Annotated in this window: 18 protein-coding genes, 1 other RNA gene and 2 pseudogenes; 13 read left to right on the top strand and 8 right to left on the bottom strand. The window is 62.8% G+C overall.

Features of this window, described 5'->3' with window-relative positions; genetic code table 11:
- Positions 1-59: 59 nt before the first annotated feature.
- Complete coding sequence (locus AC3CCE_RS22705) at positions 60-4013, top strand: AsmA family protein (protein WP_352626200.1); 3954 nt, start codon at positions 60-62, stop codon at positions 4011-4013.
- A gap of 40 nt (positions 4014-4053) precedes the next feature.
- Here AC3CCE_RS22705 and AC3CCE_RS22700 read toward each other — a convergent pair whose 3' ends face one another.
- A complete protein-coding gene (locus AC3CCE_RS22700; protein ID WP_031201823.1) occupies positions 4054-4482 on the bottom strand; it encodes a MarR family winged helix-turn-helix transcriptional regulator in 429 nt (142 codons plus the stop codon).
- A 174-nt stretch (positions 4483-4656) separates the two neighbouring features.
- Here AC3CCE_RS22700 and AC3CCE_RS22695 point away from each other — a divergent pair.
- Positions 4657-6446 (top strand): annotated as a pseudogene (locus AC3CCE_RS22695) (chloride channel protein).
- Here the strand turns inward: AC3CCE_RS22695 and AC3CCE_RS22690 are convergent.
- From AC3CCE_RS22690 to AC3CCE_RS22675, 4 genes are all read right to left on the bottom strand, one after another.
- On the bottom strand, positions 6443-6670 hold the full coding sequence (locus AC3CCE_RS22690) for a ribbon-helix-helix domain-containing protein (protein WP_023688060.1): 228 nt from the start codon (positions 6668-6670) through the stop codon (positions 6443-6445). The pseudogene AC3CCE_RS22695 and the gene AC3CCE_RS22690 overlap by 4 nt on opposite strands.
- A gap of 13 nt (positions 6671-6683) precedes the next feature.
- Complete coding sequence (locus AC3CCE_RS22685; RefSeq protein ID WP_023667420.1) at positions 6684-6878, bottom strand: DUF4169 family protein; 195 nt, start codon at positions 6876-6878, stop codon at positions 6684-6686.
- Between the two features lie 18 nt (positions 6879-6896).
- Positions 6897-7436, bottom strand: a complete 540-nt coding sequence (locus tag AC3CCE_RS22680) for an SspB family protein (RefSeq protein ID WP_023741675.1) — start codon at positions 7434-7436, stop codon at positions 6897-6899.
- 130 nt (positions 7437-7566) lie between these two features.
- The gene (locus AC3CCE_RS22675) at positions 7567-8250 is read right to left on the bottom strand and encodes a TetR/AcrR family transcriptional regulator (protein WP_023668320.1); all 684 of its coding nucleotides are present in this window, start codon (positions 8248-8250) and stop codon (positions 7567-7569) included.
- A gap of 188 nt (positions 8251-8438) precedes the next feature.
- Here AC3CCE_RS22675 and AC3CCE_RS22670 point away from each other — a divergent pair, with 188 nt between their 5' ends.
- Positions 8439-9644, top strand: a complete 1206-nt coding sequence (locus AC3CCE_RS22670; RefSeq protein ID WP_023667417.1) for a multidrug effflux MFS transporter — start codon at positions 8439-8441, stop codon at positions 9642-9644.
- A 212-nt stretch (positions 9645-9856) separates the two neighbouring features.
- Here the strand turns inward: AC3CCE_RS22670 and ssrA are convergent.
- Positions 9857-10215, bottom strand: a transfer-messenger RNA (tmRNA) gene (gene ssrA, locus AC3CCE_RS22665).
- 168 nt (positions 10216-10383) lie between these two features.
- Here ssrA and AC3CCE_RS22660 point away from each other — a divergent pair.
- Both AC3CCE_RS22660 and AC3CCE_RS22655 read left to right on the top strand, forming a co-directional pair.
- Positions 10384-10695 (top strand): DUF2853 family protein, encoded by a 312-nt coding sequence (locus tag AC3CCE_RS22660; RefSeq protein ID WP_023668323.1) that lies wholly within the window; start codon positions 10384-10386, stop codon positions 10693-10695.
- Positions 10696-11054: 359 nt separating this feature from the next.
- Positions 11055-11849 (top strand): thymidylate synthase, encoded by a 795-nt coding sequence (locus tag AC3CCE_RS22655; RefSeq protein WP_023714748.1) that lies wholly within the window; start codon positions 11055-11057, stop codon positions 11847-11849.
- Between the two features lie 28 nt (positions 11850-11877).
- Here the strand turns inward: AC3CCE_RS22655 and AC3CCE_RS22650 are convergent.
- Positions 11878-12075: pseudogene (locus AC3CCE_RS22650) on the bottom strand (TOBE domain-containing protein).
- A gap of 159 nt (positions 12076-12234) precedes the next feature.
- Between AC3CCE_RS22650 and modA the strand changes: the two are divergent.
- The 4 genes from modA (at position 12235) to AC3CCE_RS22630 (ending at position 15269) form a co-directional block, all read left to right on the top strand.
- On the top strand, positions 12235-13029 hold the full coding sequence (gene modA, locus AC3CCE_RS22645) for a molybdate ABC transporter substrate-binding protein (protein ID WP_155923552.1): 795 nt from the start codon (positions 12235-12237) through the stop codon (positions 13027-13029).
- Positions 13030-13044: 15 nt separating this feature from the next.
- Positions 13045-13749: a molybdate ABC transporter permease subunit gene (gene modB, locus AC3CCE_RS22640; protein ID WP_023667413.1), complete on the top strand. Its 705-nt coding sequence runs from the start codon at positions 13045-13047 to the stop codon at positions 13747-13749.
- Complete coding sequence (gene modC / locus AC3CCE_RS22635) at positions 13746-14858, top strand: molybdenum ABC transporter ATP-binding protein (protein WP_352626201.1); 1113 nt, start codon at positions 13746-13748, stop codon at positions 14856-14858. The genes modB and modC overlap by 4 nt, the downstream gene beginning before the upstream one ends.
- A gap of 69 nt (positions 14859-14927) precedes the next feature.
- The gene (locus tag AC3CCE_RS22630) at positions 14928-15269 is read left to right on the top strand and encodes a winged helix-turn-helix domain-containing protein (RefSeq protein ID WP_023667411.1); all 342 of its coding nucleotides are present in this window, start codon (positions 14928-14930) and stop codon (positions 15267-15269) included.
- Positions 15270-15471: 202 nt separating this feature from the next.
- Here the strand turns inward: AC3CCE_RS22630 and cobF are convergent, their stop codons facing one another.
- Positions 15472-16245, bottom strand: coding sequence for a precorrin-6A synthase (deacetylating) (gene cobF / locus AC3CCE_RS22625; protein WP_023667410.1), 774 nt, complete (start codon positions 16243-16245; stop codon positions 15472-15474).
- A 147-nt stretch (positions 16246-16392) separates the two neighbouring features.
- On the opposite strand from cobF, the gene AC3CCE_RS22620 reads away from it, so the two are divergent.
- The 4 genes from AC3CCE_RS22620 (at position 16393) to hflC (ending at position 20462) form a co-directional block, all read left to right on the top strand.
- On the top strand, positions 16393-17403 hold the full coding sequence (locus AC3CCE_RS22620) for a DUF4424 domain-containing protein (protein ID WP_352626202.1): 1011 nt from the start codon (positions 16393-16395) through the stop codon (positions 17401-17403).
- 157 nt (positions 17404-17560) lie between these two features.
- Positions 17561-18232 (top strand): dihydrofolate reductase, encoded by a 672-nt coding sequence (locus AC3CCE_RS22615; RefSeq protein WP_352513017.1) that lies wholly within the window; start codon positions 17561-17563, stop codon positions 18230-18232.
- A 116-nt stretch (positions 18233-18348) separates the two neighbouring features.
- Entirely contained in the window at positions 18349-19464 is a 1116-nt protein-coding gene (gene hflK, locus AC3CCE_RS22610; protein ID WP_352626203.1) for an FtsH protease activity modulator HflK, read from the top strand.
- Positions 19464-20462 (top strand): protease modulator HflC, encoded by a 999-nt coding sequence (hflC, locus tag AC3CCE_RS22605; RefSeq protein ID WP_286457240.1) that lies wholly within the window; start codon positions 19464-19466, stop codon positions 20460-20462. The genes hflK and hflC overlap by 1 nt, the downstream gene beginning before the upstream one ends.
- Positions 20463-20466 lie beyond the last annotated feature (4 nt).

Below are 20466 nucleotides of genomic sequence, written 5' to 3'. Positions count from 1 at the left end.
TATCGACACGCTGATGCGGGTAGAGTGCGGCTGACTTTCAATCAACCCGTTCGGAGCTGATGCTCGCACGCCTGTTCGTGATCTTCGGTGGCTTGTTTGTGCTGGTGCTGGTTGCGGCGCTGGTGGTGCCGTATTTTGTCGATTGGACCGGGTACCGCGCCCAATTCGAGCGCGAGGCGAGCGCCATTCTCGGCCGCAAGGTGACGGTGCAAGGCGACGCCACGGCGCGGCTGTTGCCGTTCCCCTCGGTGACCTTCTCAAACGTCACGGTCGCCGGCGGCCCCGGCGGCCAGCCGGCAATGACCGTCGAGACCTTTTCGATGGACGCGGAACTGGCGCCGTTCCTGCGCGGCGAAGTGCTGATTTTCGACATGCGGCTGGTGCATCCGAAGGCGACGATCGACATCGCCGATAACGGCACGGTCGACTGGGCGATACGGCCGTCCTCGCCCTTCGATCTCAACCAGATCTCGATCGAGAAGCTCACGGTGACGGAGGGAGAAATTGCGCTCCGCCATGCCGCAGGCGGGCGCAGCCATCTGATTTCCGAGATCAATTCGACCATCTCTGCCAAGTCGCTGGCCGGGCCGTGGCGCATGGACGGAACGTTGCTGCTCGACGGACTGCGTTCGACGGTTGCGGCTTCGACCGGCAAGGCCGAAGGCAGCGGCCAGATGCGGCTGAGGCTCAAGGTCGATCCCGATGCCTATCCAGTGGTCATCGAAACCGACGGCAATGCAGGCATCGTCAATGGGGCTGCCGTCTATTCCGGCCAGTTCAAGATTTCCGGCAACGACAAGAATTCGGCTACGCTGCGCGGCAGCGATGGTGAGGTTGTCGAGATCAATACGGGCAAGGTCAGCGCCGGCAAGCCCGATCCGGGCTTCCGGCTGAACGGCAAGTTCTCGCTTGATCACCAGAAGCTCGGCGTCGACGAATTCCGCTTCGAGACCGGGCCGCTCGACAATCCCTACACAGCCGACGGCAAGGCTTCGGTCGATCTCGGCCTTAGGCCGAACTTCGCCATCGAGGCCAATGGCGCGCAGGTGCAACTGGACGAGGCGGTGGGCGCTGAGAAGGGCGCCGGCCTGACGCTGGACCAGCGCATTGCCGGAATCGAGCAGGCGCTGCTCGAACTGCCGAAGCCGAGCATCCCCGGCACTGTCGAGGTCAAGCTGCCGGCGGTGGTGGCCGGCGACACCACGGTGCGCGACGTGCATCTCTCGGCCGAGCCGGTCGAGGGCGGCTGGTCGGTGAAATCGCTGGCCGCGACCTTGCCCGGGCGCACGACGCTGGAAGCCAGCGGCATGCTCAGCGTCGAAGATCATTTCCGTTTCAGCGGCTCCATGCTGCTGGCGGTGGCGCAGCCTTCCGGCTTTGCTGCCTGGTTGTCGAAAGATGTCGACGAGGCGATCCGCCGGCTGCCGGCCGCCGGCTTCAAGGCCAAGGTGGACCTGTCGGAGAAGCGCCAGGCGTTCAGCGATCTCGAACTGATCCTCGGCAAGTCGAAGTTCACCGGCCGCATCGATTCCAACCAGCCCGACGACGCCAAGTCCTCGGTGCTGATGCGGCTCGAGGGCGGCGAACTCGATGTCGACGGGCTGACGGCCTTCGCCTCGATCTTCGTCAGCGACAAGGGCGCCAACCGCTTTTCCGACCGTGACCTCGATTTTCAGATCAAGGCAGGGCCGGTCAATGCCGGCGGGCTCACCGCCGACACGGTCGATACCGCGCTCCGGCTCCGCGACGGGCTGCTCGAAATCGACCGGCTGTCGATTGGCGGCCTTGCCGGCGCCTCGATCAGCGCCACCGGCCGGATCAAGGATTTTCCGGCAAGCCCGACCGGCAAGCTCGATGCCTCGGTGGTCGCCGTCGATCTGAAGCCGCTGATCGACATTGCCGCGCAACACTATCCCGACAATCTGATGCTGAAGGGACTGGCTGGCCGCACGGCCGCCTATCCCGAACTGTTCCAGGACGCGCGCGTCGATCTGGTGGCGAGCGCCGCCGACAATGGCGACGGCACGACCGGGCTGGCGGTGAGCGGACAAGGCAAGGCCGGTGGTTCGGCCTTTTCGGCGTCGCTGTCGGGCAAGGGGGCCGTCGGCCAGTTGCTCGACGCGCCGGTGACGCTGACCTTCAACGCCAAAAACCCCGACGCCACGGCGCTGCTGGCGCTCTACGGCCTGCCGGCGCTGCCGCTCGGCATGCTCGGCCAGGCAAGCACCGATATTTCGGCGAAAGGCACGTTTGGCGGCGGCCTGGCGACGAGCTTCAATTTCGCCGCCGATGACTTCAAGGCGACGTTCGACGGCACCGTTGCTCAGACACCGCAAGGCGCCACCGCCAAGGGCAAGATCGGCCTCGACGCCTCCGACATCGAGCCCTGGCTGATGACGACCGGCGCCGGCCTGCCGGGCATGGGAACGGGCACCTCGACCTCGCTCAGCGCGGATGCCGATTTCGGCAATGGCCTGCTGGTGTTGAGCGGCCTCAGCGGATCCATCAACGAGTCGGAGATTTCGGGCGACGTCAACATCGATGCGAAGCAGGGGCTGCCGCATTTTGCCGGTGCGCTGGCGCTCGACGAACTGGACCTCGACCCGATTGCGGTTGCGCTGTTCGGTGACCAGTCGTTCCTCAGCAGCAACGCGAACTGGCCGACGGCGCCATTCAGCCAGAACTCCAGCCTGCCGTTCAGCGCCGATCTCGATCTGACGACGGCGACGCTTGCCGCCGGACCGCTGGCGACAGCCTATGACGCGTCGCTGTCGTTGAAACTGGACCAGGAAGGCATCCGCGTTTCGGACCTGAAGGCAAAACTGCTCGGCGGCGCGCTCACCGGATTGTTCGAGTTGAAGAACACAGACGGCACGGGGCTGTTCTCCGGCCAGATGAGGCTTGCCGGCGCTGACCTGGCGACCGTGCTGCCGGCTGCCGGCCTGAGTGGCAGCGGCGACTTCTCGACAGGGCTGTCGACCAGCGGCAAATCGGTCGACGCGATGATTGCCGCACTCTCCGGCTCGGGCACGGCGGCGCTGAAAGGCCTCACCATTGCCGGCGTCAATCCCGATGCCTTCGGCGCGTTGATTGCCAAGGCTGATGCGATCGGGCGCGACATCGACACAGCAAAGACCGCGGGCTTTGCACCTGAGATCGCTGGCGACGGCAGCTTTGCTGCCGGCGATGCCGACATCGCCTTCACGGTCGCCGGCGGCACGTTGCGGGCACCACCGATCAAATTCGAAAACCAGGCGGCGACGCTGTCTGCCGACATCACGGCCGACCTCAACACCGGCACCGTCGCCACCAAGGGCGCTGTCACCTACAAGCCTGGCGACGAGGCGCTGATCGGCTCCGATCCGACGGTCAATTTCAGCGTCGATGGGCCGTTCGGGGCGCTGAAGAAGCAGTTCGACAGCGAGCCGCTGGCGCAATTTTTGACCCAGCGCGCGCTGGAAAAGGAGCAGCAGCGGGTCGAGGCGATGCAGGCCGCACTGCTCGAGAAGCAGCGGCTGCGGCGCGAGGTGCGCTACTACGCCGCCCTGCAGACCGAGCGCGACAACGCGACCGAGGAATTGCGCAAGCAGGAGGAAGCGGCACGGCTCAAAGCCGAGGCCGACGCCAAGGCGAAGGCACAGGCCGATGCGAAGGCACAGGCCGAAGCGGATGCGAAGGCCAAGGCGGATGCCGAAGCAAAGGCCAATGCCGATGCGAAAGCGCAGGCAGAGGCTGACGCAAAGGCCAAGGCAGATGCGGACGCGAAAGCCCAGGCCGAAGAGCAGGCTGCCGAAGACGCCGCCAAGGCCGAGGACGAACGGAAGAAGGCCGAACAGGCTCGGATCGCTTCGCAGGAAAAAGCCAGGCTGGAGGCCGAGCGCAAGGCTCAGGAGCAGGCGCCGAAGGTCGACCGCTCACTTCCCGGCGTCAATGACGGTTCGGCCCCGGCGCCGCCGAAGCCCAGGACAAATCCGTTCTCGGTCGATAATTTGCTGAAGTCGCTGGGCAATTAGGCACCCGCATCGCCGACGGCACCGGTCCGCGACTTGCGGACTATTGCTTGTGACGGGTCAGCAGGCGTTCCAGCATCGGTTCGATGCGCTTGAGCTCATCGAGATGCGCGGCGGACAATTCGGCAAGACGGTCTTCGGCGTGTTCGGTCAAGCGCAAAAACACGCGCCGCTGGTCGTGTTTGTCCTGATGCCGGATCACAAGTCCTGCCTCGCCTAGGCGGTTGACCAGCTCGACGGCGCTGTGGTGGCGGATGCGCAGGCGCTCGGCCAAGTCGCCAACCGTGACCGACCCGCCATCCGGAAACCCCTTGATCGCCAGCAGCGCCTGATGCTGGCGCGGCGTCAGGCCGGCATCGTTGGCCTGCGTCTGGCTGAATTCGAGGAAGCGCCGGATCAGGTAACGGAATTCGGACAGGCGCTGGTAGTCGGCCTGCGAGATGGCGGGGCGTGGGTTCTTTGGCACGGTCATTTCCGATCTCTATCGCCCTTTGTCTGAAAAGCTCAACGGCCAGCGCGCAGTCGTTGTCCAAAATGACGTGGTAAAGCGGTCGAGAACGGCCTTGAATATTTATGTCGTGTTACGATACATAGCGGCCCGACAACAGGATGGCGCGCTTGGCGTCGTCGGAAAGCTGGACGCCACATGAAATCCTCGGAAAATCACCTGCGCGACTTCACTACCGATGCGCGCGTGCTGCTCATCGCGGCGCTCGCCGTGGTGGTTGCAACCGCAGGACTGTTTGCCGGTATTGCGCTGCTTAAGCTGATCCAGCTTGCCACCAACATCGCTTATTTCGGCCAATTCTCATTCGCCAATCTGAAGCTGCAGCACACGCCGCTCGGTTACGCCGCGGTCGTCGTTCCGGTGATCGGCGCGCTGATCATCGGCTTGATGGCCAGATATGGCAGCGAGAAGATCCGCGGCCACGGAATCCCCGAGGCCATCGAGGCAATCCTGCTCGGTCGCTCACGGCTTGATGCCAAGGTGGCGATCCTCAAGCCGCTGTCGTCGGCGATCTCGATCGGCAGCGGCGGTCCGTTCGGCGCCGAAGGGCCGATCATCATGACCGGCGGCGCCATCGGCTCGCTGATCGCGCAGATGCTGCCGGTCAGCGACAATGAGCGCAAGACGCTGCTCGTGGCGGGCGCGGCGGCAGGCATGACCACCGTGTTCGGCACGCCGATCGCGGCCATCATGCTGGCGGTGGAACTGCTGCTCTTCGAATGGACGCCGCGCAGCTTCATCCCCGTGGCCGTTGCCGCCATCATTGCCGAGGTCGAGCGCACCATGCTGCATTTGCCGGGGCCGATCTTCCCGTTCCAAGGCAGCATGGAGGCTTCGTTCACCGGCCTGGGCGGCTGGGTGCTGATCGGGATATGCGCCGGGCTCTTGTCCGGCCTGCTGACCCAGATGGTCTATGCCTGCGAAGACGCTTTCCAGAAGCTGCCGATACACTGGATGTGGTGGCCGATGATCGGTGGCCTGGTGGTCGGCATTGGCGGACTGATCGAGCCGCAGGCATTGGGCGTCGGCTATGACAACATCGCCGACATGCTCGATGGCCGCTTGATCGCCACGGCGGCACTTGTCCTATTGGTGGTCAAGGCGATCATCTGGTCGGTGGCGCTCGGTTCTGGAACGTCCGGTGGCGTGCTGGCGCCGCTGCTGATCATGGGCGGCGCCATGGGCGCGGTTCTCGCCGGCATCCTGCCTGAGGGGACGCCCGGCTCTGGCCGTTGCTGGCGATGGCGGCGACCATGGGCGGCACCATGCGCGCGCCGCTGACGGCGACTTTCTTTGCGGTCGAACTCACCGGCAACACCCATGTGCTGGTGCCGTTGATCGCCGCTTGCGCGGCCGCTCACGCGGTCACCGTGCTGTTGATGAAGCGGTCGATCCTGACGGAAAAGATTGCCAGGCGAGGGCATCATCTGGTTCGCGAATATGGTGTCGATCCGTTCGCGCTGACCAGGGTGCGCGAGGTCATGACCGCGCAGGTGGAGAGCGTGCCGGCGACGATGACGCTACATGGCGCAGCCGCCTTCCTGACCGCGCCCCAGACGCGGCATCCGAGCTTTCCCGTCGTCAGCGAAGACGGCCAGGTGCTTGGCGTCATCGATCCGCCGGCGATCCTGCGCTGGAGGCGCGCGGGCAAGCACCGCACCACGACGCTTGGCGAATTGCTTGACGGCGGCAAGCTCACGCTTGCCTATCCGGACGAGTATCTCGAGGGTCTTTCCGACAAGCTGCTGATGGCCAATGTCTCGCATCTGCCGGTTGTCGCGCGCGAGGATGCGCGGCTGGTCGGCTATGTCGGCTGGAAGGATCTGATGCGCGTCCGGTCGAAGAAGGCTGCCGAGGAACGCGATCGCTCGACGCTGCTGGGATTTGGCACCCGCAGCAAGAAACAGGATGCGGTCATAAAGGCCTAAGAAGTTCTGGCGTCGCGCTTGGCCCAGTCCAGCACGTGGAGCCTGAGGGCCGACGACAGATTCGCATCGCGCGGCCTTGTCTCGTCGATTTCGGCGACCAGGGCAGCAAGCGTCAGCTTGCGCGCGGCGGCGATGGCGACGAGATCGTCATAAAAGGGTTTTTCGAGGGAATAGCTGGTGCGATGGCCGCGGATGGTCACCGAGCGTTTTTCGACCGGGCTCACCGCAGGCCGTCCATCAATCGCCCTGGTCTTCCGGGCGTTCGCGGCGGTGGCCGGCGACGAATTTTTCGGCCTTGTCCGATGTCAGCCGGTCACGAGTTCTTTCGGCTTTGGAACGGCCGTGCAGAGCGCGGTTCTCGCCGGCGAGCTTTTCCTTTTCGGTGCGCGCCTTCTGCTTGCGGACCTGGCGAAGGTTGACGATTTCGCCCATGTCGCGCCGTCCGTCCCGCTACTTCTTGCGGAAGGCGTCGAGCGACACGACGTCGGCGCCCTTGCCGGCATCGGCCACGGCGGGCTTTTTCTCCGCCTCAGTGGTAGCTGCCTTCTTCTCGGCCTTCGGCTTTTTCTCGGAGACGATAGCCAAGGGCTCGGCAGCCGGCTGGGCGGCTGCATCGTCTTCCGCCGGGACGTCGGTCTTGACGTCGAATTCGAGTTCGAAATTGACCGATGGGTCGTAGAAGCCGCGTACGGCCGAGAACGGGATTTCCAGCTTCTCCGGCACGTCGGAGAAGGACAGCCCGACCTCGAAGCCGGTATCGGTCACCTTGAGGTCCCAATACTGGAACTGGATGACGATGGTCATCTGTTCGGGATAGCGCTCGCGCAGCCTGGAGGACACCCGCACGCCCGGCGCGCCGGTCAGGAATGTGATGAAGAAATGATGATTGCCGGGAAGGCCGGTGCGCGCGACTTCGGCCAGGACCTTGCGCATGACGCCGCGCAATGCCTCCTGGGCCAGAATGTCGTAGCGGATGTGGTCGTCGGCCATGTGCTGGTCGGGTTCCGTTGAATCGTCCGCATAGCTGTAATCAAGCTTGAGCGCGGCGTAAACCGGATATAGATCGCTGATGCGCCGAAGCGAAGCCCGTAACGGACGATTTGATCGCCTGCTTTGGCGTTCAGGCGCTGGCCAGCTGTTTTTCCACCGCTGCCGCTGATCTGCGCTTGCCGAAGGCGCGCAGGAATGTGCGCACGCCGTGGGTCGCGGATTGCAGCACTTCATCTTCCGACGGCATGCCGCCGAGCATGAAGGTGGTCTGCAGTTCGGCGTTGGCTAGCGCCAGGAACTGGCGTGCGGCGACATCGGGATCGTCGACCGCGAGATGGCCGGCATGGGCGAGGCGGGCAAAACGGGCGGCAAGTGCCGGCCAGGTCCGGCCCGGCCCTTGGTCGCGCCATTCGGCGAAGAGCTCGGGATAGCGCTCGCCTTCGGTCTGGATCAGCTTGCGCAGGAAGCGTCCGTCGCGGTTGCAGATGCAGTTCTGATTCATGCGCACGGCAAAGCCGATCAGGTCGGCTTCCAGATCCTTCGGCTGGTCTGGGAAAGAGGCGAAGGTGGCGAAGATGCCGGCATTGCAGCGCTCCGTCAGATCGCGCACCACAGCCATGAAGAGCTTTTCCTTGTCGCGGTGGTGATTATAGATGGTCTGGCGCGACACGCCGGCCTCCACCGCGATCAGGTCGATATTCGCGCCGGCAAAGCCTTCCCGGCAAAAGACCGAAGCCGCCGCATCGATAATCGACATACGCTTGGCCTCGTGGCCGCGTGGCGGGAAAATGTCAGGAGAAACGGCAAGCTTCATAGAAATCTATATAGAGGTGATTGACGAATTAGACAAGGCTGTCTAAATTTGTGGACACAATAAATGGGGAATTCGCTCCGTAGAGACGAATAATCTCGCTCTGAGCCGTCGGATTTCAACGGGATGGAACGTCCTAGGGTTAGTCGTCGCGTTGGCGGCGCCAACCAGACTTGAAAGAAGCCTTTATCATGAGTCCCAAATTCCTCCGCATCGCGGTCGTGCTCGGCCTGTTGTCCGCTATCGGCCCCTTCGCCATCGACATGTATCTGCCGGCGTTGCCTTCGATCGGCGAAGATCTGCATGCCGGCACCGCCGCCGTTCAGATGAGCCTATTGATCTTCTTCCTGTCGATGGGCTTCGGCCAGATCGTCGTCGGACCGATCTCCGACATGGTCGGCCGCAAGCTGCCGCTTTACGGCGGCCTTGCGCTGTTCATGGTCGGCGGTATCGGTTCGGCCATGAGCCCGACCATCGAATGGCTGATCGCCTTCCGCTTCCTGCAGGGACTGGGCGCCAGCGCCGGCATGGCGGTGCCGCGCGCCATCGTGCGCGACCTGCACACCGGCACCGAAGCCGCCAAGCTGATGTCGCTGCTGATGCTGGTGTTTTCGGTGTCGCCGATCCTGGCGCCGCTGACCGGCAGCCAGATCATCGAGAATTTCGGCTGGCGCGCCGTGTTCTGGACGGTGACGGGCGCGGCCCTGCTGGCCACCATTCTGCTGGCGACCTCGCTGAAGGAGACGCGGCCGGCGGAAGAACGCGTCGGTTCCTCCTTCGGAACCGCACTCGCCGGCTATCGCTTCCTTATGGGTGACCGCAATTTCCTCGGCCTGGTGGCGATCGCCGGCTTCGGCATCGCCAGCTTCTTCGTCTACCTCTCGAGTTCGTCCTTCATTCTGATCGACCATTACGGGCTGTCGCCTTCCGTCTACAGCGTGTTCTTCTCGATCAATGCGGTCGCCTTCATCGGCATGTCGCAGCTGACGGGACTGCTGTCGGAGCGCTTCGGGCTGAAGCGCGTCGTCTGGGTGGCGGTGACCGGCTATGCCACGACGATGGTGGTGCTGTTCGCAGTCATGGCGACCGGCGTCGACCGGCTCGATGTGATGGCGGCACTGCTGTTCGTCGGCTACGGCTTCCTCGGCCTGGTCATCCCGACGACGTCGGTGCTGGCCATGGAAGAGCATGGCGAGATCGCCGGCACGGCCTCGGCGCTGATGGGCACGCTGCACTTCGCCATCGGTGCGCTGGCGATGGGCGTCGCCGGCATCTTCTTCGACGGCACCCCGCTCCCCATGGTGGCCGGCATCACGCTCTGCGCCGTAATCTCGTTCACGCTGGCCAAACTGACGCTCGGCCGCTCGCGCGAAGCCGTTGAAGCGCCGGCCGAGTAAGCTGACCGCAATCGACCGGAAAGGCCGGGTCATCCCGGCCTTTTTCACGTCTGGGGTAATCCGGCCCCGGCCAGAACCACGGCCTTCGACCGACGCCAGCGGCAAATTGCACCAGCTCATGGCTCAATTTGGTGTAGGCTTCGCGGCCCATCGTCATGCGAAATCCGGCCAGCGGCAGCCGGCATTGAGCGTACGATATCGAGGAGGGGAGAAGTGGAGGTTTCTGTTGCCAGGTACCTCCGAACCCCGCCTAGAAGTGCGAACCTCTAGGGCTTGATTTGAAGCTATCGCACCGCTTACGCGGCGAGACGTGCTTCCGCATAGTTGTCATTTGCAACTACAGGTTTAGCCCGATGACGGTGGTACCATGCCGGGCAAAAGTACGATCTTTACACCTTCGTCGATCCTATTTCGCCCCCAGCAACAGCCGCTCTGATCACAGAGCGGTTCTTGGTGGAGGCGCCGGGTACCGCCCCCGGGTCCGAACGGCTTATTACATCGCCCATTTATCGCCATAGTCGGTCAAGCCGACAAAACGAATATAGGGGGGCGGCGCACAAAATGAAAGGCCGCAATGACACTTCTTGGCCGCACCAAACTGCGGCGCCGAGGGTTGACTCGCGCGCGGTCTCAACCGAAGCTTTGCGATGGTGAGGAGCATCGACATAGCGCACAAGTTGCGGCAGCGCGCCACAGCCCTCATCGATCGGATCCCGTGGCGCCGACATGGGGAAATTTGATGGCCGATTATCTCGCAGACGTGAAGAAATACGACGCCGCCGCAAATGCCGATGTGGTTGCCAAGATTGTGAAACATCTGGGCATCGCGCTGCGCAACCGCGATTCCTCGCTGGTATCCTGCACCGACCCCAAGGAATTGGAGCGCGTCAAGACCAACTGGGTTGCCAAGAAACTCGGCGTGACCGACGGGGCGAAAGCCGACTCTGCGATCGAGAAGACCTGCAAGGCGTTGGCCGCCGACAGCTCCAAGAGCCGCGTGACTTTCTACTATCTGGTCGCCAAGGATCTGGGCAAGCTCGGCTCTTTGTAGAGATTATTGCCGATAGGCAGAGCGCGCGTTTGATTTTGCTCCTCACCGGAGATCAGCACCGCCCCTCATTGCCCTGCCGGGCATTTCTCCCCGTATAGTGACGGGGAGATAGGGCTGACCGCAGCCTTGGCTCTCTCTCTCTCTCTCTCTCTCTCTCTCGAACGCTTGTGATTGGCGAAACCGCTGATCACAGCGCCCCTCTCCCCGTCCCTATACGGGGAGAGGATGCCGGCAGGCAGGTGAGGGGCAGCGCTAACCCTTGAAGAGTGATGGGGCAAGCCGCGTTCTGGTCCTTTTGCTGTGTTCGGCCGGCGGCCAGTCGGTTATGATGGCGGTAATCCCGAATCGAGGCGAAGCCGATGCGCCAGTATCTCGACCTTTTGCAGCATGTGCTGGACAATGGCGCCGACCGTGGCGACCGCACGGGCACCGGCACGCGTGGGGTATTCGGGTACCAGATGCGCTTCGACCTGTCGCGCGGCTTTCCCGTCACCACCACCAAGAAGCTGCATCTGAAGTCGATCATCCATGAACTCCTGTGGTTCCTGGCCGGCGACACCAACATCAAATACCTTAGAGATCATGGCGTTTCGATCTGGAACGAATGGGCCGACGAGAATGGCGATCTCGGCCCGGTCTATGGCAAGCAGTGGCGCTCTTGGCCGGATGGCCATGGCGGGTCGATCGACCAGATTGCCAATGTTCTGAAGGAGATACGCAGGAATCCGAATTCACGCCGGCTGATCGTTTCGGCGTGGAACCCGGCCGAAGTGGAGGCGATGGCGCTGCCGCCCTGCCACTGCCTGTTCCAGTTCTACGTCTCGGACGGCAAGCTGTCCTGCCAGCTCTACCAGCGCTCGGCCGACATTTTTCTCGGGGTACCCTTCAACATCGCTTCCTACGCGCTGCTGACCCTGATGGTGGCGCAGGTGACCGGGCTGAAGCCCGGCGAGTTCGTCCATACGCTGGGCGATGCGCATCTCTATTCCAACCATTTCGAGCAGGCGCGCGAGCAATTGCGTCGCACGCCCAAGGCGCTGCCGACGCTGTGGATCAATCCGGAGGTGAAGGACCTGTTCGCCTTCCGCTTCGAGGATTTCCGGCTGGAAAACTATTTTGCCGACGCGTCGATCAAGGCGCCGATCGCGGTCTGATCCGTCCACCGTCAATCAATTCCGACCCTCAATCGATGTCGACCATGACGTCGGTTGCCTTGATCATGGCATAGGCTGCTTGCCTTTTTCGAGCTTGAGATCGGCAACGGCCTCGTTGGTGATCGAAGCGTGACGACGGAGCCGGCGACATCACCGCGGACAGGCGAGGTGCTTTGACGATCTCGACGATCGTTCCCTTGAGGATGTTGCGGGCGCTGATCTTCATCGGAGTTCCTTTCCGGGTTTCGGTGCACGTCCAAACCAGAACAATCGATGCCGAACATACGCTTTCGCAGGAGGCGGCCTTCCCTTGTTATATTCATCCAGATATATCGGTCGGCAGGAGTCGAGCCAGCAGATTTCAAGCCCAGGGAGAGTTTTCATGTTGGGGCACAAAGGTTTTGGTATGAGGGCAATCGCGATTGGCGGCTTTGCCGTAGCTCTGATGGCCGCGATGCCGGCGGCTCACGCGGGAGACAAGGTGATCGTGTTTGCCGCAGCCAGCCTCAAGGACGGGCTCGACGCCGTCACCAAGGCCTGCGAAGCCGATGTCGGTGAAGCGGCGACCGTCTCCTACGCCGCGAGCTCGGCGCTGGCCAAGCAGATCGAAAGCGGGGCGCCCGCCGATGTGTTCATTTCGGCCGATCTCGACTGGATGAAGTACCTCTCCGACAAGAGACTGACCAAGCCGGAAACCGAGGTGAAACTGCTCGGCAACCAGATCGTGCTGGTGGCGCCACAGGATTCCAAGGTCGAGACCAGGATCGAGAAAGGCTTCGACCTCGCCAAGCTGATCAGCGACGGCAAGCTCGCCATGGGCGACGTCAAGGCGGTGCCGGCCGGCAAGTATGGCAAGGCGGCACTTGAATCGCTCGGCGTCTGGTCGTCGGTCGAAGGCAAGGTGGCGCAGGCCGAGAATGTGCGCGCCGCGCTGAAGCTGGTTTCAACGGGCGAGGCCGCGCTCGGCATCGTCTATGCCACCGACGCGCATGCCGACAAGGGAGTCAAGGTGGTCGGCACCTTCCCGGAGGATTCGCACCCGCCGATCATCTATCCGGTTGCCCAGACCACCGATTCGAAGGACAAGGATACCCCGGCTTTCCTGAAGTGCCTGCAGTCCGCCAAGGCGGTGGAGCTGTTTAGGGATCAGGGTTTCACCGTGCTCACGCCGAGCAATTAAGGTAGCGGCTGACGCATGAACTGGCTGCTGGACCTCACTCCCGACGAATGGAATGCGGTCCGGCTGTCGATCAAGGTGGCGACGGTGGCGATGCTGTTCAGCCTGCCGCCGGGCATCTTGATGGCGCTTTTGCTGGCCCGCGGAAAATTCTGGGGCAAGACGCTGCTCAACGGTGTGGTTCACCTGCCGTTGATCCTGCCGCCGGTGGTGACAGGTTATCTCTTGCTGCTTACCTTCGGCCGGCGCGGGCCGGCGGGAGCGTTCCTGGCCGAGCATTTCGGCATCGTCTTCTCGTTTCGCTGGACCGGCGCCGCACTGGCCTGCGGTATCATGGGCTTTCCCCTGATGGTGCGGGCGATCCGGCTGTCGATCGAGGCGGTCGACCGCAAAATGGAGGCAGCGGCGGGAACGCTCGGCGCCAACCCGATTTGGGTCTTCGCCACCATCACGCTGCCGCTGATCCTGCCCGGGCTGATCGCCGGCTCGATCCTGTCCTTCGCCAAGGCGATGGGCGAGTTCGGCGCCACCATCACCTTCGTCTCCAACATTCCCAACGAGACGCAGACGCTGCCTTCGGCGATCTACACCTTCACGCAGGTGCCTGGCGGCGATGACGGGGCGCTCAGGCTGACGCTGATCTCCATCGTCATCTCGATGGCCGCATTGGTCGCCTCGGAAGTGCTGGCGCGGCGCGTCGGCCGGCGGATGGACATCGAATGAGCGTGCTGGTGGACATCAGCCATCGGCTCGGCGGTTTCGCCGTCGACGCGCGTTTCGAAAGCGCCGGGCGGCTGACGGCGCTGTTCGGGCCATCGGGCTCCGGCAAGACGACGCTGATCAACGTGATCGCCGGCCTGATCCGGCCGACCAAGGGCCGTATCGCGGTCGACGGCTGTGTGCTGGTCGACACCGATGCCGGCATGTTCGTGCCGAAGCACAAGCGCCGGATCGGCATGGTGTTCCAGGACGCGCGGCTGTTTCCGCATATGAGCGTGGCCGGCAATCTGCGCTATGGCCGCTGGTTCACGCCACCGGCGGAGCGCTATGCGGATATCGACGCGGTCGTCGAACTGCTCGGCATCGGTCCTCTGCTCGACCGGCGACCGGCAAAGCTCTCGGGCGGCGAGAAGCAGCGCGTGGCGATCGGCCGGGCGCTGCTTGCCAGCCCGAAACTGCTGTTGATGGACGAGCCGCTGGCCTCGCTCGACGATGCGCGCAAAGCCGAGATCCTGCCCTATATCGAGCGGCTGCGCGACGAGACCAAGCTGCCCATCGTATATGTCAGCCACTCCGTCGCCGAGGTGGCGCGGCTGGCCAGCGACGTGGTGGTGATGGCGCAAGGCAAGGTCGCTGCCTCAGGCCCGACCGGCGCGATCATGCAACGGCTCGAATTGCTGCCGGCGGAGGAACGCGGCGAGGGCGGCGCGGTTCTCGACACCAAGGTGCTGCGCCATGATGAGATCTTCGGGATGACCGTGCTCGGCTCGGCGGCGGGCGAAATCCGGGTGCCGCAATTGGCGGTCTCGGTCGGCGCGCCTGTGCGCATCCGAATCCGCGCCCGCGACGTGATGATAGCCACCGAACAGCCGAAAGGTCTCAGTGCGCTCAACATCCTGCCGGGCGCCATCGTCGCAATCGGCTCGGGCGAGGGGCCGACGGTCGAAATCGGCATCGACTGCAATGGCGCAACCGTGCTTGCGCGCATTACCGAACAATCCAGGCAGGTACTGAACCTTCAACTCGGCGGCAAGGTGTTCGCGGTGATCAAGACGGTCAGTTTCGACCGTGCCAACACCGGCGCCGGCCTGCCGGCCGAAGCGGATGGCTGATAGCCGCTATATCGTTTTGGAATAGCGCTATGGGTCGAGAGGGGCTAGTGTGACTGTGGAGGACAAGAGATGCCGTCGCTGAGCCTGCGGATAAATCTCGATCCGGACGGGCGCATAGGTCCGGGCAAGATCGAATTGCTGGAGCAGATCGCCACTTTCGGCTCGATCTCGGCTGCGGCACGCGGCATGGAGATGTCCTACAAGCACGCCTGGGATCTGGTGGAAGATATGAACCGTGTGTTCGGCAAGCCACTGGTCGCGGCGCAGACCGGCGGCAAAAAGGGCGGCGGCGCACAGCTGACCTCAGTTGGCCTTGCAGTTGTCAGCCGTTTTCGCGCTATCGAGCGCGCTGCGGCGGCAGCGGCGGCCACGCATATGGACGCCTTGCAGGCGGAGATTGATGCTGGGTGAGGGTTGAAGCTTGCGATCCGTCACACCCCCCTCTGTCCTGCCGGACATCTCCCCCGCAAGGGGGGAGATCAGCTAGCCCGTAGACGGGCGCTAATCTGTTAGGCGATTGGCGAAATCCTCCGTGACGGCCAATCTCCCCACTAGAGGGGGAGATGTCCGGCAGGACAGAGGGGGGCGCGAAGGAACTCGACCTTTGAGCGCGCTATTCCTCGGGCTCTCCTGCTTTACGCAGCAGATAGGTGTCCATGATCCAGCCCTTTCTTTTCCGGGCTTCTTCTCTCGTCCTCTCAATCTCCTCGCCGACATCACCCAGGCGACCGGAAACGATGATCTCGTCCGGTGTGCCGAGATAGGCGCCCCAATGGATGATCAGATCCTTGTCTGCCAGCGTGTTGAAGGCGCATTTGCCGTCGAGCATGACCACGGCGCTGCCGGCATTGTGCGGCATGCCTTGTTCGGCGAGGCGGCGGCCGGTGGTGATCAGCACGGGGTCGCCGATGCGGTTCAGCGCCATCTTGTGGCCGGCGGCTAGCGCCTGGACGGCGGTGATGCCGGGAATGACCTCCAGTTCGAATGCGACATTGCCCCTCAGTCGTACGCGCGCGAGGATGCGCAGCGCGCTGTCATAGAGCGAGGGGTCGCCCCAGATCAGGAAGGCGCCGCAGCCGTCCTCGGCAAGTTCGTCGCGGACCAGGCTCTCATAAATCTGGGCGATGGCCTCGTGCCAGTCATCGACGGTTGAGCGATAGGAAGGCGCCGGCTCGGCGCGCACCGGCACGTCGAACTCGACGCGGCGCGATTTCGGATTGCTGACGAAACGGTCGCAGATATGGCGGCGCAATTCGGCAAGGTCGTTCTTCTTCGCCCCCTTGTCGGGGATAAACAGGACGTCCGCCCGGTTTAGGCCTGATATGGCCTGCACGGTCATATGGTCGGGATTGCCGGCGCCGATGCCGATGACGAGAAGCTTGCGCATGACGCGAACTCCTGCCCGATCGAAACCTGTTAGTCCAGACCGCCGATTGGCGTGTCCAGACACTGTGGCGTCCTGCTGGGAGACGGAAGGCTTTGAAACGCCACATTGAAACGGCTAGGGTCGCCGCATTCTTGGCGAGGGGCTTCGATGTTGCAATATGTTCTGTCCGTAGCGCTGGCGCTTTTAGCCGTGCCCGCGCTGGCCAATGATACGACCGCCGAACTCGGCACAGGTGGCCTGATCCTGTCGCGTAGCGACGCGGTGTCGATGCAAAGCGAGGACCTCTATATCTCGCCGGAAAAGGTCACGGTCGACTACGTCTTCCACAACAACACGGACAAGGATGTAAATGCCATCGTCGCTTTTCCGCTGCCGGACATCGAAGGCAATCCGGAGGAAATGCCGGCCATCCCGGAAAACCAGAGCGACAATTTCCTTGGCTTCGAGGTGACGATCGATGGCGCGCCGGCAAAGCCGCAGCTCGAGCAGAAAGTGTTCGCTGTCGGCATCGATATCGGCGCCGATCTGAAGGCGCAGAACGTGCCGTTCAATCCGTTCGGCGATGCGGCCAAGGCGGCCCTGGCGAAGCTGCCGAAAACGGTCGCCGAGGATTGGGAAAACCGCGGCATCATCATCGAGGATACGGGCAGCGACGGTACCGAGGCGAACAAGGTCTATACGCCGTGGTGGCAGTTGCGCTCGACCTATTGGTGGCGCGCGATATTTCCGGCCAACAAGGATGTCCACGTCTCGCACCGCTACAAACCGAGCGTCGGCGGCACGTCATCGGTGAGTTTCTTCTATGACGGCAAGTTCACCGAGGGCAGCCAGTACACGACCTACAAGACCCGCTACTGCATGGACGACAGCTTCGAGAATGCGGTGCGGCAGGCCGCCAAGGCCGACGGTTATCCGCATTTTTACGAGAACCGCATAGCCTATATCCTGACCACCGGCGGCAACTGGGCCAATGGCAGCATCGGCAAGTTCAAGCTGACCGTCGACAAGGGCAATCCGAAAGCGCTGATCTCGTTTTGCGGCGACAATGTCAAGAAGGTCGGGCCGACGACCTTCGAGACCAAGGCGCAGGATTTCTATCCCGAGCACAACATCGACATATTGCTCTTGGAGCCGTCGGATGACGGCGATGCCAACTGATGGATGTCGCGATCTATGTCGCCATCGCGCGCAATGACGCTATTTTGCGGCGCTTCGTCACTGGTGCAATCCGTTTTGATGAGCCATAGAAATCTTATCGCATCGAGGTTGATGGCATTTACCCTAGCCTACGACTGTTGAGTGTGGGGATGGGCGATTGGTAGCGAAAAAAATACAAATGCCTTCCGCGACGTCGATCGTCGCGAGAAGTTATCCCGATCACGTTATCGGAATCGAGAACCAATTACCTTGGCATCTGGGAACGGACCTTCGGCATTTTAGGAAAAGAACCGAAGGGCATGCCATTATAATGGGAAGACGGACATTCGAATCTATTGGCCGACCGCTTCCTAAGCGAGAGAATATCGTCCTCTCCAGAACTCCAGTTCCGGACGCTCGCGGAATAAAATGGGCGAAGGATATAGAGACTGCTCTTCTCTTGGCCGATGTATATTCAATTTGCAATTTTAAGAAGCAATTTTTTGTCATTGGTGGAGAGCGAATTTATGGTGAGTTCCGCAATTACATAAACAAGGTGTATTTGACGGAGGTATTTTCTCGAGTTAACGGTGACGCTAAGTTTGACTGGCAGTTCGATAGAGCTCATTGGCGCTACTACAAAGAGAAAGAATACCCTAGGTCTGATATCGACGATCATCCTTTTCGCATCACCACACTGGTGAGGCTGAAGCCCGAGCATCGATTTGAAGCGACTGATCGCTTGTTACGAGCAGACCCACAGGTGGCTTCGTTCTTGGATCGTTATTCTTCAATGATCGCCACCGCGCCGATGCATTCCGTTGAAGAAGAGCAGTTGCCGCTGCTTTAATATGAGGCCTAGAAGGCCGATCGCGTTGAAAGCGCATCGCTGCGTCCCTATAGAAGAACAACTGGATTTTGCGCCGCAACGCCGGCGCCGAGGGAATTCCAAGCGAAAGGACATTCATGCCCTGGAACGACAAGAGCGGCGGTGGCGGCGGCCCATGGGGCGGCGGCGGCGGCAACAATCAGGGACCCTGGGGGCAGGGACCGAAGGGGCCTAGCGGCCCGCCGGGGTCACCTCCCGATCTCGAAGACATCATCCGCCGCGGCCAGGACCGGCTGCGGCGCGCGCTGCCCGGTGGCGGCGGCGCCAGCCCGGCCGTCTTTGCGCTGATCGCAGCGGCTCTGATCGTGCTGTGGGCGTTCAAGGCGGTCTACACCGTGCAGCCGGACGAGGTTGCGGTCGAGCTGCGCTTCGGCAAGCCGAAGGCGGAGCTGTCGCAGCCGGGTCTGCATTTCCATTGGTGGCCGGTCGAAACCGTCGAGACGGCCAACATCGCCGAACAGCTCGTCGATATCGGTGGTGGCGGCGCGACCAGCGGCAACACCTCCGGGCTGATGCTGACCGGCGACCAGAATATCGTCAACGTCCAGTTCTCGGTGGCCTACCAGGTCTCCGATCCGCGGGCCTATCTGTTCGACGTCTCCGATCCCGAAGGCATGCTGCAGCAGGTCGCTGAAAGCGCCATGCGTGAAGCGGTCGGCCGGCGACCGGCGCAGGACATCTTCCGCGACGACCGTCAGGGCATTGCGGCGTCGGTGCGTGAAATCATCCAGACGACGCTTGACGGCTACAAGGCCGGCCTGAACGTCAACGCGGTCTCGATCGAGGACGCGGCGCCGCCGCGTGAAGTGGCCGACGCGTTCGACGAAGTGCAGCGCGCCGAGCAGGACGAAGACAAGTTCGTCGAGCAGGCCAACCAGTATTCCAACCAGAAGCTCGGCCAGGCGCGTGGCGCCGCGGCGCAGATCCGCGAGGACGCGGCAGCCTACAAGAACCGTGTCGTCCAGGAAGCCGAAGGTGAGGCGCAGCGCTTCATCTCGGTCTATGACGAATACGCCAAGGCGCCCGACGTGACGCGCCGGCGGCTTTATCTGGAAACGATGGAGAAGGTGCTGAAGGATTCCAACAAGGTCATCGTCGAACAGGGCAATGGACAAGGGGTCGTTCCCTATCTGCCGCTGCCGGCACTGCAGCCGAAGGCGCCGGCGCCTGCGACGACGGGAGGAGCCCAGTGATGGCCAATCGTCTTCCCATCATCGCGGTCATCGCGGCCGTGCTTCTGTTCCTGCTCTACTCCTCGGTCTTCGTGGTCAACGCGCGCCAGCAGGCGCTCGTGCTGCGGTTCGGCGAGATCGTCGACGTCAAGAATGAACCCGGCATCTATTTCAAGGCGCCTTTCGCCTTCTTCGACGCCGACAGCGTGCAGTTGATCGAAAACAGGGTGCTGCGCTTCGATCTCGACAACATCCGCGTCCAGGTTTCGGGCGGCAAGTTCTACGAGGTCGACGCTTTCATCGCGTACCGCATCTCGGATCCGCGGGTGTTCCGCTCAGCCGTGTCCGGTCAGATCACACTGGCCGAAGCACGACTGAGGACGCGTCTCGATGCGGCGCTGCGCCGTGTCTACGGTCTGCGCGACTTCGAGGCGGCGCTTTCGGAAGAGCGGGCCGTGATGATGCGCGAAGTGCGCGATCAGCTTCGGCCCGACGCCACCTCGCTCGGCCTGCAGATCGAGGATGTGCGCATCCGCCGAACCGATCTGACGGCCGAGGTTTCGCAGCAGACCTTCGACCGCATGAAGGCCGAACGTTTGGCCGAGGCCGAACGGCTGAGGGCACGCGGCAAAGAGGCCGCGCAGCGCATCACCGCCCGCGCCGACCGCGAAGTGGTGGAAATCGTCGCCGAAGCGCGCAAGGAATCGGAAATCCTGCGAGGTGAAGGTGAAGCCCAGCGCAGCGCGACCTTTGCCGACGCCTACAAACGCGATCCGGCGTTCTTCGACTTCTACCGGTCGATGAATGCCTATGGCACGGCGCTGGACAACTCCGGGACGACGATGGTGCTGTCGCCGAACTCGGAGTTCTTCCGCTTCTTCCGCAATCCGGACGGGACGGACGCGAAGCCGGCGGCGCCTGCGGCTCCGGCGACGGCACCTGCCGCGCCGGCGACGGCACCTGCCGCGCCGGCGACGGCACCTGCCGCGCCGGCTGCACAACCTGCACCCGCCCAGTAGGGCG

Source organism: Mesorhizobium sp. P160187, assembly GCF_057766425.1.
The sequence above is the reverse complement of the archived record's forward strand: the minus strand, read 5'-3'. Positions and strand labels throughout refer to the sequence as shown.